At 71.5% G+C, this 13,868-nt stretch carries 11 protein-coding genes; 9 read left to right on the top strand and 2 right to left on the bottom strand.

Annotated features, from left to right (window positions below):
• Positions 1–17: 17 nt before the first annotated feature.
• The 8 genes from KPL60_RS21195 to KPL60_RS21230 all read left to right on the top strand — a co-directional run bounded on the left by KPL60_RS21195 (position 18) and on the right by KPL60_RS21230 (position 6,522).
• Positions 18–1,310, top strand: a complete 1,293-nt coding sequence (locus tag KPL60_RS21195; RefSeq protein ID WP_226364795.1) for a DUF1173 family protein — start codon at positions 18–20, stop codon at positions 1,308–1,310.
• A gap of 435 nt (positions 1,311–1,745) precedes the next feature.
• A complete protein-coding gene (locus tag KPL60_RS21200; RefSeq protein ID WP_226364794.1) occupies positions 1,746–2,546 on the top strand; it encodes a hypothetical protein in 801 nt (266 codons plus the stop codon).
• A 417-nt stretch (positions 2,547–2,963) separates the two neighbouring features.
• Positions 2,964–3,203 carry a hypothetical protein gene (locus KPL60_RS21205; RefSeq protein ID WP_226364793.1) on the top strand — a complete coding sequence of 80 codons (240 nt, stop codon included), beginning with the start codon at positions 2,964–2,966 and terminating at the stop codon, positions 3,201–3,203.
• A 105-nt stretch (positions 3,204–3,308) separates the two neighbouring features.
• Entirely contained in the window at positions 3,309–4,253 is a 945-nt protein-coding gene (locus KPL60_RS21210) for a DNA-processing protein DprA (protein WP_226364792.1), read from the top strand.
• 600 nt (positions 4,254–4,853) lie between these two features.
• The gene (locus tag KPL60_RS21215; protein ID WP_226366948.1) at positions 4,854–5,006 is read left to right on the top strand and encodes a hypothetical protein; all 153 of its coding nucleotides are present in this window, start codon (positions 4,854–4,856) and stop codon (positions 5,004–5,006) included.
• Between the two features lie 71 nt (positions 5,007–5,077).
• Positions 5,078–5,338, top strand: coding sequence for a hypothetical protein (locus KPL60_RS21220; RefSeq protein ID WP_226366949.1), 261 nt, complete (start codon positions 5,078–5,080; stop codon positions 5,336–5,338).
• Positions 5,339–5,704: 366 nt separating this feature from the next.
• Positions 5,705–6,070, top strand: coding sequence for a hypothetical protein (locus KPL60_RS21225; protein WP_226367084.1), 366 nt, complete (start codon positions 5,705–5,707; stop codon positions 6,068–6,070).
• Positions 6,070–6,522, top strand: coding sequence for a hypothetical protein (locus KPL60_RS21230; RefSeq protein ID WP_226367085.1), 453 nt, complete (start codon positions 6,070–6,072; stop codon positions 6,520–6,522). Before KPL60_RS21225 ends, KPL60_RS21230 begins: the two co-directional genes overlap by 1 nt.
• Positions 6,523–6,769: 247 nt before the next feature.
• Here KPL60_RS21230 and KPL60_RS21235 read toward each other — a convergent pair whose 3' ends face one another.
• Positions 6,770–7,351 carry a translation initiation factor IF-2 gene (locus KPL60_RS21235; RefSeq protein WP_226366950.1) on the bottom strand — a complete coding sequence of 194 codons (582 nt, stop codon included), beginning with the start codon at positions 7,349–7,351 and terminating at the stop codon, positions 6,770–6,772.
• A gap of 322 nt (positions 7,352–7,673) precedes the next feature.
• On the opposite strand from KPL60_RS21235, the gene mobF reads away from it, so the two are divergent.
• A complete protein-coding gene (mobF, locus tag KPL60_RS21240) occupies positions 7,674–12,371 on the top strand; it encodes a MobF family relaxase (RefSeq protein WP_226366951.1) in 4,698 nt (1,565 codons plus the stop codon).
• A gap of 168 nt (positions 12,372–12,539) precedes the next feature.
• On the opposite strand, the gene KPL60_RS21245 is transcribed toward mobF, so the two are convergent.
• Positions 12,540–13,331 carry a hypothetical protein gene (locus tag KPL60_RS21245; protein WP_226366952.1) on the bottom strand — a complete coding sequence of 264 codons (792 nt, stop codon included), beginning with the start codon at positions 13,329–13,331 and terminating at the stop codon, positions 12,540–12,542.
• Positions 13,332–13,868: the final 537 nt, after the last annotated feature.

A 13,868-nucleotide genomic window follows, 5' to 3' on the forward strand; every position in this document is an offset into this window, starting at 1 on the left:
CCGGGTAAGGAGACCGCATGCCCCACGGACGCGACGGGCGGCCGTCGACCTCCCGCCACCGAGGCAGCCAGTCCGCGCACAAGCGCGAGATCTCGCGCACGCGGGTGCGTCTCGCCGGGCACGAGGTCGCGTTGTGGCAGCTACGCCGCGCAGCGGGGGACTACCGGGCGCTGGTGGAGAAGGCCAAAGTCACCGACGGTTGCGCCTGGTGTCTGTGCACCGACCCGTCACCACGGCTGGTGATCCGCCACCGCGAGGGGATCTACTACCTGGCCTGCTGGCCCGGCGGTGGACAAACCCATGTCCGCAGCTGCGAGTTCTACAACACCGGTGGACGGTGGTCGGGGCGAAGCCACTACCAGCCCGGTGCCCTGCAGGAGGACGACGACGGCAGCGCGAGCGTGTCGCTGTCGCTCCCCCTGCGCGTCCGCGCCACGAACCCGGCAGCAGCAGCGGGCGCCACAGGCCGTGGTCCGGGGGCTGCGCGGTCCCGGATGGGGCTGCTCGGGCTGCTGCACTATCTGTGGGAACGCGCGGACCTGACCCGCTCCGCCCCGCAAAACGGGACAGGGACCGGCCGGCGTGGGTGGGCCGCTGCCAGTCCGCTGCTGCGGTCGGCGATCATAGGAGTCACCTCGGCGGGCCTGCCGCTGTCCTGGTGCTGTTACGTGGTCCCACCGTTCGACCCAGCCCACCCTGAGCAGCACAATGGCACGTTCGCGCGGTTCACCGGCCGCCTGGTCGAGCGCAACGGGACGGCGCAGCGGGGCTTGGTGCTCGGCGCGGTTCGCTCCTGGAGCCCGACCCCGTACGGGCAGCGCTGCGACCTACGCCATCACCGCACCCCGATCTTCTTCTCCACGGCGCTGCACGAGCGCATCCGTCGCGCGGCGCCGTCGGCGATGACCGACCGCCGCCCCGCCGGCAGCGAGCAGGTCGTGCTCGCCCTTGTAGCGCGCAGCGAGAAGGGCAACCTGTCCGCCGTCGGCGCCGCGGTGATGCTGACCAACGCCGATCTCGTCCCGGCCGACTCCACGCACGAGGTCGTCATGGCCGATGCCCTCACCGCAGCGAGACGGGCCTTCGTCAAACCGCTGCGCTACGACGGTGACGCCGCTGTCCTGCCGGACTTCGTACTCACCGACACCGATCCGACGACCATGGTCGAGGTCTGGGGAATGCTCGACCGTGACGACTACACCGCTCGTAAACAGACCAAGGTCGAGCACTACCGCAGCACGAACACCCCGCTGATCGAGTGGGATGTCCGCGGACCGCTACCGGACCTGCGCCGCCACCTCGCGAACTGAACGCCCCCGCGCACATCCGCGCCGAGGACTCGAGGATGGCCACGCCCGCTGATCCTCACCCCGTACCCGTGGAAGAGACCACTGTCGGGTCGACGGCACGTCGACGACCGTCGGAACAGGGGGTCGAACGTCATGTCGCTGACCTCGCAGCTGCAGCGGGGTGAGCTGGCGCGCTGGTCCGCGGCCCACCTGCCCGGCACCGCTGCTGTGGTCGAACAGGTCCGCGCGGCCGCAACCACGTCGACGCTCGCGCAACCGGGTGCCAGGGTCGGGACGGGCCACTGGTCGACGGTGGGCGGAGTTGTCGGTGCAAGGCTGGCCGCGCTAGTGCAAGACGCCCCTCCGTATGCGGCTCTGAGTGGTCTTCAGGCCGCCGACCTGTGCTCCCCAGCTGCTGCCCACCGCATCGCCTCCGCGTACGCGTCTGTACAGGCGGTGCTCGACCAGCAGCCCGACCTGGCCGCCGAAGCCGCCGGGGTACGGCCGACCCCGAGCGACATCATGGTCATCACCGGACCGACACCGGACTCATCGCGCCGAGGCTGGGGTGACGCGGCGCTGCAGGAGCTCGCCGAGCGCGGCCGCCGCTTCCACACCGGCCACGCCCCGACCGGCACGGTCGGCACCGCCGGCGCCGAGAGGGGTCTGGCCCGCGCCTACGGCGTCTGGGCACTGGGCGAGGACCGCTACCGCGCCGGGATCACCCCGCGAGCCCTGGCCTCCCTGCCCGGGTCCACCACGACCCCGACGGTGGAAGCCCTGCGCCAGCTGTGTCCGGATCCGGTCGTCGTCGACGCCGCCGGTGTCGTCCGGCACTTGGACGAGTCCGGCACCCTGGCCCGGTGGCACCGCTGGGCCGGTGACCCGGTCCCCGGCGAAGGGCTGGGCTACGCCAGCCCGCTGCTGGTCCCGCACTGGGCCGAAGCCGACCTACTCATCGGCGACACACTGATCGAGGTCAAGACCGTGCTGCGCACAGACCAGCCCGCGCGGATCGCACGATGGCTGTGGCAGCTACTCGGCTACGTCTGGCTCGACACCGCAGACCGGTGGCAGATCCGTCGGGCGGCGCTCTACCTCGCCCGCCACGGCGTCACCGTGGCCTGGCCGATCCCCGAACTCGAGGCCCGAATGGTGGGCGACCCCGGCCGAGTCGAGGGAGCGCGGCACGCATTCCGCCGACTCGCCCATCAGAGCGCGATCGCTGAGGGCGCGGCACTGCTGCCACCGCCCTGACCACACCCCAGAACCGGATCCGCGGGGCAGGCGCTCGGCGGGGCGCCCCGGGCGCTCGGGCGACACGACTGGACCACCCGGAGGTCAGCACACCCGGGGCGGGCGACGCGCCGATAACCCGCCGCCGACCCGCCCGGGTGATCCCGCCCCAGCAGGCTGCAGTGGCCCGCCGGTGCCGTGAGTCGCCCTCGACCACGCCGGGTGCGCCCAGACCGCGCCACTCGCTGTGAGCTCGACATCGGCAGGGGCGAGCCAGGTGCTGCCCTGCGGGGTCCAGGTCCCCTCGGGGTCGGGAGGCGGTCTCACACCGGTCGGGCCAGCACCAGGTTCCCGCCGTCCCTGCGGGACCCGCCGCGGGCCGCGCTGAGGCTGCGCCGCGTTCCAGCCGCACCGACCGAGCACACGGAGGTGGCCACGATGGCCGAGAAGTTCCGCATGGAGAACGGGCTGCTGCTCAGCGACGGCCACACGCTCGTCGAATTCGCCGACGGATGCGCCGCCGGGGGCGGACTGATCCCCGGGGTGCACGAGGTCGACGCCGTCGTCCCTTGCCCGGACTGCGAGGCCGAGCACCGCGTGAGCAGCGCGCAGGTGATCCCGACCGCGCACAACATCACGATCAGCGAGGTCGAGCCGGAGGACGAGCCCGGCAACTGACCCCACACCGCTGATCGCGGTGTCTGTGCAGGTGCCCGGGGTGGGAGGCCACCCCGGGCACGCCCCGTCTCCACACCCCCTTCCTGACCTGCGAGAGGTGCCCTGATGCTGACCAACACCCACCCGTCTATCCCCGGCCCGAAGCCCGGTCCGGACCCGCTGGCCGAGATCCGCGCTACGCGCGCGTTCCTGATGCGTCTGATCGACCGCTACTGCCCCGACCTGGAACATCTCGTGCTGCACATCGGTCCGCTCGCCGCAGCCGAGCGCCTCCGCAGCGGCGACATCCCCGGAATCCTGAGAGAGCAGGTGACCCCGGACCGCGTACGGGCCGCGGCCACCGCTGTCGAGACCGACGCGGAGACCAGCGCCCGGTGCGGAGCGCGTCTGCTGATTCCCGAGGACGAGCGGTGGTGGCCCACGGCCCTGGCCGGGACCATGGGGATCCCCGGAGCCCAGGGTATGTGGGTACGTGGCCGCGCCGAGCTGGAGATGCTGGCCCAGCCCTCGGTGGTCATCTCGGGGGCACGCGCCGCCAGCGGCTACGGCATCCACGTTGCCGGCGAACTCGCCGGCGAGCTCTCTGGGGCCGGGCGCGTGATCATGTCCGGTGCCGGGTTCGGGATCGACGCGGCCGCACACCGCGGCGCGCTGGCTGCGCAGGGCACCACGGTGGCCGTGCTGCCGTGTGGCATCGATCGGGCCCACCCGACCGCGCACGTGAACCTGCTCGACCGGATCGCCGAGAACGGGCTGGTCGTCTCCGCGCAGCCGCCCGGCACGATGATGACCCGGGACCGCATGCTCGACCGGAACCGTCTGCTCGCCGCGCTCGGTCACGCCACCGTGGTCGTCGAGGCCGCGGCACGGTCCGGGGTCCTGCACCTCGTCGGGGCCGCGAACGCGTCCGGCCGCCCGGTCATGGCTGTGCCCGGCCCAGTGACTTCGGCCTTGTCGGTCGGGACCCACCGGTTGATCCAGGACGGGGCGACGATGGTGACCGGGAGCGGCGATGTGATCGCCGGTCTCAGGCAGCCGTGGTGCCCCTGAACTGACGGTCTATTCGAGGAGACAGGCCACGGCCGTGAGCCTCGACAGCTTCGATGCCGACATCCTGGTCGGAAGTCCTGACCCCGCCGGTGCCGGTCGGCAGAGGGGCGGTCACTAGCTCGGTGCCGGTCGGCAGGGGCCGGTCACCAGTCCCGGTGCCGGTCGGGTGGGTCGGTCACCGGCTCGGTGCCGGTGGGCAACCGTGGGGTGGCGGCGGGGCCGGTAGCGGTGCGGGTGGGGCCTCCGGTGCTCGGCACGACTGGATCGCCCGAAGGTCAGCACACCCGCGCCGGGGCGTAGCGCCGATGAGCCGCCGCCGACCCGTGCGGGTGATACCGCCCGACGAGGTCGCGCCGGGTGCGCGGAGGCCGCCTCGCAGTCACTCGTGACGCGCGAGTTCGGCGCGTCGGCTGGTCGCCGTCCCTGCCCGCTGGTGGGCGCGCATGGGCGCCGGCGGGTGACCGCCACGGGTTCGCCCGAGGTCGGTAGCGGTCTCACCCGCACGGGCCAGCACCGGCTCCCCGCCGTCCCTTCGGGACCCCGGCACGGGCGTGCTGAGGCTGCGCCGCGTTCCAGCCGCACCGACCACCGGAGGCCCAGATGAGCACTGCCACTCTCGACATCGCCGACGGCTACACCGAGCGCGACGCCCAGATCTTCACCGACATCCGCGAGGACGCGATCTGGCACCACAACGGCGCCGTCGTCGCACCGGAGAGCGCTGACGACCTCGACGAAGAGCCGCCGTTCTGAGGGCGGCCGCGCCGCGGCCCCGCCCGCCGGGCGGGGCCTGCCCCTGCGTTCCTGCGAGGAGGCCACGACCGATGCAGATCGAGATTCACCAGACCCAGACGAGGAAGATCCGGACAGGGGACCTGCTGCCGCTGGACACCATCGACCGCATGCGACACGACTACGACGGCATTCCCGCCCGGGTGGACACGACCAGATGTGCGCGGGTCGCCGACGTCAGACACCACGGCCCGGACGAGCCGGTGACAGTCGTGCTCAAGGGCGGAACCAGCATCGAGGCCCGCTCGGGTCGGATGATCGTTCTCGTCCGCAAGACCACGCCACACGGCTAAGACTGATCCTTGGTCCACGGTGCCGCCGGAGAGAGTGCCGCGCCGGGTACGCCGGGTGTCGGTGGGCGCCGGCGGCCGCCGACCGAGTAGAGGCGCTCAAGGCCGCGCCGGGCCGAGGAACCCCGGGGACCCGCCTTCGGCGGGGCGGGTGGGCCTCCCGGCCCTAAAGCTGAACACGGCCTCACTCGACGTAAAGGGCGCTTCGCGTCGCCTGCGGCGACAGCCCTGGCGGGCTGCCCTTGACGTCGAGCCTCGGAGGCCGTGTGACCGCCGCGAAGCGGCAGCGGGGACGACGCCCGCTGCCCCTCACGGGCCGAGAGGCCCACCCACTTCTGATCACCGGCCAGTAAGGGAGTGCAGTCGCGAATGGACACCACGACCGACACGAAGACGGTGGACACCGCCGAGGAGCTGCGCCAGGTCTCCGACTTGATCGCGGCGGGCGCGGTCCGCGAGGCGCGGCGCCGTACCGCGCGGATCGCCGACTCCGCAGGCGGAGAGACGCGGGCCCTGCTGGGCCGGATCCTCGACGCCCTGGAGAAGCACCCCGCGGTCGCCCTGCCGCAGTTGCGCTACCTGTGGAAGGTCAGCGACGGCGCCGGGCAGGAGCTGATCGAGGCGTGCGTTCCGCGGCCGGAGCGCCGTGCCGAGGCCGTCACCCAGGCCGACCGTGCCGTGCGCGCCACCCGGGCCGAGCGCCGCGAGTACGCCCGCCGTGCCCCCGGGACCTGATGACCCGCCAGGGCGTGCCGCGCCAGCGCCGCAGCCAGCGCAGCGCCGACAACGACGCCGCGACGCGCCGCTACTTCGCCGACCGCGTCGACCCGGCCGAGGACACCGACGAGCAGTCCACTTACGACCAGCTCGACTACGACCGCGCGGCCGTGCCGCCCATGCGTGGCCTGCCGTGCGTGGCCTGCGGAGTGGAGCGCTCGACCCGCGATCAGCAGCGCACCTGCGACGACGGGCTGTGCGAGGACTGCCGCGACAGCGGAGCCGCCGGTGTGCCGATCCTGCCCGCCACCGCGACCCGCGCCGAGATCCTGACCGCCCGCTGCGACCACATTGCCGCCACCTCGACGAGCACGGCCGAGCGGAACGCGCGGCTCAACCGGGACTGGCGTTGCCTGCGCACTGGTGACCGCTTCACAGTGACCGACTGGCACGCCCGCCAGCCCGCCTAACCGCTCGCTACGAGGAGGGGCCCCGCAGATGGCGGGGCCCCTTTTCGTGCGCCTACCTCATCCGGGTCGGCGCGAACAGTCCCGACACCTCAGGTCCGCTGACCGATGACGCTCGCCAGCCAGAGGACGCCGGCGCCGGAGGCGCTCAAGGACCGCGCCGGGCCGAGGGTTTGGCGGACCCGCCTGCGGCGGCGCAGTGTCATCTACGCGGCCACGCTCGGCGCCGCCAAGCACAGCGAGAACTCAGTCAGCCGTTCTTCCGCTCGGGCCCCTGCGCGGCCGAGCTGTCCGGGGCTGTGGCCAGAGCGACGGTGGACTCGGCCGCCGGGGCCGGTGGGGTGGCCACATCCTGCGCCGCGCGCGCCTGCGGCGCGGTCGCGGGGCCGGCAGACCCGGCCGGGGGCCGGCCCTGCCGTAGGAGGGAGCGGACACGCTTGACCCCGATCCCGAACATCGCGGCCAGGTCATCGGCCTTGCGCCCCGACCGGTTCAGCTCGGCAAGAATCTCACCCCGCCGCTGCTCGATCTCGTCAAGCCGCGTGGCCGCGGCCTCGCTCACTCGCTCGCGCTGCGCCGCCAGCTCGGCAAGCGCCGCGTCGCGCTCCGCCACCACCCGGTCCGCGGCGGCGTCCGCGTGGGCGTACCGCTTGAAAGCATCATCCTCACGTCTGCGCCGCTCGGCATCGTCCGCGTCGAGCCGGTCCCGTGCAGCCGCCAGTTCGGCTACCCGATCCCTGACGCGGCGGTCGCTCTTCGCCTTACCTCGGTTCGCCATCGCGTTCCCTCCCTGCGCTCGCGTTGGTCCGCGCGGCAGCTCGATGGAGGTCACCACATGGTGCCCTCCATCGGCAGCACAGAGGCCACGAACTCGTGGCCTAACCCGGTGCCCATGTGGTCAGCCGCCGCTGATCGCGGAGCGCTCCTGTCCGTCACTTCGACATTCGTCTCCGCTCCGTCTTCCTATCGCTCCTCCTTGTGCCGATCCTGCTGAGCTAGCTACCGCTCGTCCTGACTGTTCTTGATCGACGTCTCTGTCTGCCTCGTCATGATCTTATCGTCCGCCTGTCAATTGCTCACTGCCTCACATTGCCCCACACCTATGCATCAAATGATCTTGTCGGATGCGGTGCCGGCCGCGTAGCGTTCTTGCCATGGGTGTCGTGCGGGTGACTGCGATGGCGCCCGGGTCTGTCGAGTACCTGCTCCACGGGTGCGACTCGCGCCCCGAACAGGGTCACGAGCACGGTTCAGAACAGGGTATCGAGAACGGCGGCGACGGCCTGCAGCGCACCCCCGGCGCGGCCGAGTATCTGACCTCTGCGGCCGAGCGCGGCGAGCCCGACGGCGTCTGGTTCGGCGCCGGGATCGACGCACTCGGGCTGCCGTTCGAGGCCGGCGACACGGCTACCGCAGATGACGTTCGGGCGGTGTTCGGGCAGCTTCGTTACCCCGAGCATGTGCTCGCGGGGTCGACCGAGAAGACCCCGGTCTACCTCGGCTCGAAGCCGCGGAAGTTCCGCACGGCGGCGCAGATCGTGGCCGACGCGCTCAAGGAAGAACCGACCGCGTCGGCGGAGCGACGCTTCGAGATCGAGACGTCGGCCAACCGCAACACCCGGACGCCGACGGCCTACTACGACGTGACGTTCTCGCCGGTGAAGTCGGTGTCGATGTACTACACGGCGTTGCTCGCCGCGGGCGACACCGACGGCGCTGAGACGGTCCGCTGGGCGCACGACGAGGCGGTGCGGATCGCGCTGTCGTCGGTGCAATCCGACGTGGCGTATGTCCGCTCTGGCCGCCACGAAGGCCGGGGCCCATCGGGGCGGACAGTGGGTCAATGGGAGGCGGCCACGGGCCTGGCCGCCGTGGTCTACGGGCATCACACCAATCGCGACGGTGAGCCGCAGCTGCACTCGCACGCCGGGGTGCTGAACCGGGCCGCGACCGCGGATGGGCGGGTGCTCGCGCTGGATGGGCAGGCGTTCCGGCCGATCAAGGAGGCGCTGTCGGCGGCCTACACGCGGGCCTATCAGCAGTTGCTGACCGAGCGGATGGGCGTGCTGTTTCAGCAGCGTCCGGACGGGCTGGCTCGGGAGATCGCCGGGTTCGATCCCGAGCTGCTGGCGCAGGCGAGCACTCGCACCTTGGAGCGTGTCCGCCCGGCGGTCGCGGAGCTGGTAGAGGCCTACACAGCCCGGCACGGGCGGGCCCCGGGACCGCGGGCACGGCGCGCGTTGGTGGAGCAGGCGGTCAAGGGCACCCGTGAGCCGAAGCGCGGACTGGCCGGGCCGGCCGCGGTCCTGGCGTGGACGACCGGCCAGCCGGGGCGGGTGGCCAAGCTCGCGACCGCACTGGACGCAGTCGACGAGGTGGTGATGGCCGCGGCGGCCAACGGCACCCATCCGATGTCCGCTCGTGGTGGCCAGGAGCAGGCCACCGACGGCCGCGAGGCGGCGCTTAAGGTCCTGACGGCCATCGGCGCCGGCCGGGCGGTCTCCGGTCAGAACACGCCTGTCGGTGAGGGTGCGGCCACCCTCGCGGGGGCGGTGGCCATCGCCATCGAGGCCGGAGTGGCCGATGTCCAGAGCCGGTATGCGACGTGGACGGTCGGGAACCTGACTGCGGCCATCGACGACCACCTCGGTGACCACGCGGCCGCACTCGGGGTGGCCGCGGCCGCGAGGCCGGCGTTCATGGCCACCGTCACCGAGGCGGTCCTGGCCGCGGCCGGCCAGTTCGGGATCGTGCAGGTCTCCGCGTCCGACCCGGTGCCGGTACCCGACGAGTTGCGACGCCTGAGTGCAGGTGGTGACGGCCGATCGATGTTCCGCGCCCACATCGACGAGCGCTACGCGACCACCGCAGCGGTCACCGCCGAGGAGCGACTGCTGGGCTACAGCCGCACCGACAGTCTCACCCCGCTCCCGGCAGAGCGGGTCGTGGAGCTCGGTGACGTTCTCGGCGCCGGGAAGCTGTCCCCCGACCAGGCTGCGGTGATTGTCGGGGTGCTGGGGTCCGGGCGGACAGTGGACGTGCTGGTCGGGCCGGCGGGCACCGGGAAGTCGCACACCGTCGGCGCACTGGCGACCGTGTGGGCGGGTGAGCACGGTGGTCGGGTGTTGGGCTTGGCGACCGCGGAGATGGCTGCACGGAACCTGGCCGAGCTTGGCCTGGAGGGGATGAACACCGCGCAGTGGCGGACGCGGTTCCTGCCCGACCCGAATACCGGCGTGGTGCGTGATCGGCTGCACGCCGGGGACCTGGTGGTCGTCGACGAGGCAGGCATGAGCACCACTGCGGAACTGGTCGAGATCAGTGACGCGGCTGCGGCGGCCGGGGCCAAGGTACTGCTGGTCGGCGATCACCACCAGCTCCAGCCGGTCGGCGCGGGCGGCATGTTCGCCCACCTCGCCGACCAGGATTACGCCCTCGAGCTGGACACGGTGCACCGGTTCTCCCACGCGTGGGAGGCCGAGGCATCGCTGCAGCTGCGCGTGGGCGACGTCGCAGCTGTCGCCGCGTACGCCGACCGGGGGCGGCTGCGCACGGGCACGGTGGAGGAGATGAGCGAGCACGCCGTGCGCGGGCACATGGCCGACGTGCTCGACGGCAAGGACGCCCTGCTCATCGTCGGCACCAACCGGACCGCGGCGCAGATGTCGCAACAGATCCGGCAGACCCTGGTCGGGCTGGGGCGGGTTTCCCCCGAAGCCCTCGCCACGGTGACCGTCGGCGGTGTGGAGAACAAGATTGGGGTCGGGGACCTGGTCCAGGCGACACGCAACGACCGGCGACTGCGCGTGGACCCTTCGCCGGACGGGACCGTTGGCGAGGTCCTGAACAAGGAGCGCTACACCGTCATCGGCCTCAGCCCCGACGGCGCGATCCTCGCCCGAGACCAGCGCGGCGCGATCGCACACCTGACCCCCGACTACGTCGAGAAGCACGTCGTCCTCGGCTACGCCGTTACCGCCTATGCGGCTCAAGGCGTGACCGTCGATGTCGGGCGGGGCCTGCTCGACCGCGACGCGACCCGCGAATCGGTGTATGTGCCGATCAGCCGAGGGCGGGAGAACAACCTGCTCTACATGGTCACCGAACAGGCCCCGGACGAACACGACCAGCGGCGCATCGAGGACACCCCCGCACAACGACTGACCGACATCCTGGCCCGCGGGGAGGTCACAGAAGCGGCGTTGACGGTGCGCGAGGTCGCCGAGCACGACACCGCCTCGTTCCAGACTCTGGGTGCGCTGATCAACCAGGTCAGCATGCGGGCCTCCGGCAACCGCAACGCGGTCATCCTCGCGGAGCTGCTCACCGAGGGGCAGATGGAGTGCCTGCAGGGCGAGGATGCCTACGGAAGGATGCTGGCCACCGTCTACGGCGCCGAACTCGAGGGACACGATCCGCGCACACTGCTCACCGAGGCCGTGCAGTGGCGCGGGTTCGACGACGCCGAGTCCATGGCGAAGATCCTGCACTGGCGCGTCGGTCAGATCATCGCCGACCGCGAACCGGAGAATGGAACTGCCGAGCCCGAGCACGACTGGACCGCGGTCGCCGACACCCTCGCCCCCGGACCCGTCCGCGACTACCTCCACCAGCTCGGGGACCTGGCCGCTGACCGGCAGAGCGCACTCGGCACCGAGATCGCGCTCGACCCGCCACCGTGGGCGTGCGACCGGCTCCCGGCCGTCCCTGACCAGGACGACTTCGAGGCACGACGCGAATGGGAGCACCGCGCCGGAGTGGTCGCTGCGTACCGGGAGTACCGAGGCATCCCCGATCGCCAGTCCTCCCTCGGCCAGGCACCGCCGACCCAGCAGCCCTTCGCCTACGCCCTGTGGCGCGAAGCCACCGAAGCCCTCGACCCCGACCCGACCGCGCTGGCATGGCAGCACAAGACCGACAGCGAGCTCTACCAGGCCCGCGAAGCCTGGGCGCTCGCGCTGTACCACGCCGACGAGTACGGGCCCCGCGCCGTCGGAGAGGACCTGGCCGCCACCCAGCGGCTGGCCACCGAGATCAACGACGACGCCGTGCTCACCGCAGCCGAAGCAGACGCCACAGCTGACGGTCCCGACCGCGACGAGCTGATCGAGGCCGCCGACCGCTACCGCGCCCTCGCCCAGACCTACACCGCTCAAACGGCGGACATGGCCGAGGAGTACGAGGCCCGGCAGCAGTGGTGGGACGACGTTGCTCCACTGCGCGAGGCCGACCAGGCCGCGGCCGGGGAACTGGAACGACGCCAGCTCCCCACCTGGCGCGACACCCTGGCCCCCGCAACAGGGGAACAACTCATCCTGCCCACCGACGTCCCGGAACCCGCCGGGGCCGCAGAGTCCGGGAGCAGCCCAGCCGCCACGCACTCGAGTGCCGAGCATGAGGGTCCGGGCGCGGACTCGGAGTCGGCGCCGGCCCTCGGGCACCGCGACGAGTCTCCTGCGGTCGAACCGGACGTACAGGAGCCGCGCGCGAGCGCGACACCCGAGACCGCCCAGGAGGAACCCCCCGCGGCCAACGGTGCCCGCCACAGCGGCGAGCGCGACCCGGGCGCGGCACGTGACGCAGTCGATGATCTACGCCGTGTGACCCGGGAGTCGCAGCTCCGAGAGCTGCACCAGCAGGCCCGTGTCCAGAGCAACCAGCCCCACCAGGAGCGCGACGTCGACACCGGCTACGCCGAACGGGCCCACCGCGACCAGCTCGCCCGCGAGAACGAACGCCACCAGAACCAGAGCGGCCAGCCCGAGCAGATTCACGAACAGGGCCACGCTCAGGACCATGAGCACGGTACGGACTTCGACCCCTACGACACCGACTACGGCTATGACGATTAATCCCGTCGGCGGCGCGGCCGGACGGAAAGCCAGGAGCCTCCGCACAAGTGCGCGGAGGCTCCCCACGGGGAATGTCTCAGAACCCGCCGCCCTCCCAGCAGTCAGCTCGGGCCATACCTCCCGGGGCGGTGAAACAGCGGCGGCGGTTGCCGCGCGGACGGGCCCCGGTCAGCGAGACCGCGGTGACACCGCCGTATCACCGAGCAACTCGGCGTAGCGCTCCATCAGCGACGGCGGTGCCGGCTCGGGCTCGGTCGCCCGCCGCTCCAACTCGGCGCGCAGAAACACTTCCTGTTTCGCCGCAAGACGCAGGCTCTCCTCGTCGGCCACGACCCGCACACCCTGGACATCCCACGGCCCCGGACACACACCACGGACAGCCGAAGGATCGACGTGCTCGTGCCACGGCGGATCAACGATCTCGTCCAGCTTGGCGCTCGGCCGAGGACGACTCCATGTCACGCCGAACTCACGCTCCGCGAGCTCCCGCACGTCAGCGTTGTGGAAACTGTGGGCAAGGCCGAAGACACCCCGCTCGATCTGGGATGCATACACAGGGAACCGCTCCCCCGTGGCCAGCACACACGCTGTCGACCCGATGTAGACGTGACAGTGCCACCGCGCCGCGTCGATCCCCGGCACCGCGGTCTCTACCACCGCCGCCAGCTCCAGGCGCGCCGGCCGACCGACATCGGGGCTCGCGGGATCCGCCGCGTAGCCACACGCCTCCTGCACACGACGCAGAACCTGGTCCTGCACCAGCTGCGTGTAAGCCGCCCCCCACGCCGCGACGTCCTGGTCCAAGCCTGCTGTGGCCATGCTGTCGAGCATCGCCGAGAGCGAGAGAGGGATGCGGAACTGCACTTCATGGGAGTCAGCTGGCGGCGACGCATGTGGATCACTGACATCGAAGAGCGGCACCGGGGCGACGTGGGTATCGCCAAAACGACCACGAATCATCCCGGCCTCCTTGTCTTGCCGCTGGTCCCGAAGGCGCTGTAAGCGCCGGTGTGAGTCCTCCTCCAGACTATGGCAAGAGCTGCAGTCGGAGGTCAGAACTAGCCGGTTCGGCGCCTTCCCGCCCAGGTAGGCACCATAGCCTCCAGTAAGAGATAGTATATCGCAAATACTCTGTCTGTGACTGCCGGACCGACCGGTTGCATCGACAACGAGCGAGACGGGCGGTTGTGCTGGGTGTGTAGCTGATGCCGCCGACCGGTAGGGGAAGTGTGTGGGGAGATCTGGTCGGCGCGCTCTGGTGCAGCGAACAGTCGTCGCAATAGTGGGTGGGCACCTGGCAAGGCATAACCGTCGGAGACGGAAGCGCTTTGACGTGACTGATGCCGGACGTCAGTGCGAGGTCCACACCGCCGTCGATGCGAGGGAAGACAGGGCAGAGGTCGGGCGGGCTAGCTAGCCCGGCCACTCCAAGCGCGTTGCCGGGCCGCGCCGGCCTCGGTCAGCAGCGCGTGGGGACGCGCGGCGGCTCTGTGGCGA

This window comes from Pseudonocardia sp. ICBG162 (assembly GCF_020496225.1).
Taxonomy (GTDB): domain Bacteria; phylum Actinomycetota; class Actinomycetes; order Mycobacteriales; family Pseudonocardiaceae; genus Pseudonocardia; species Pseudonocardia alni.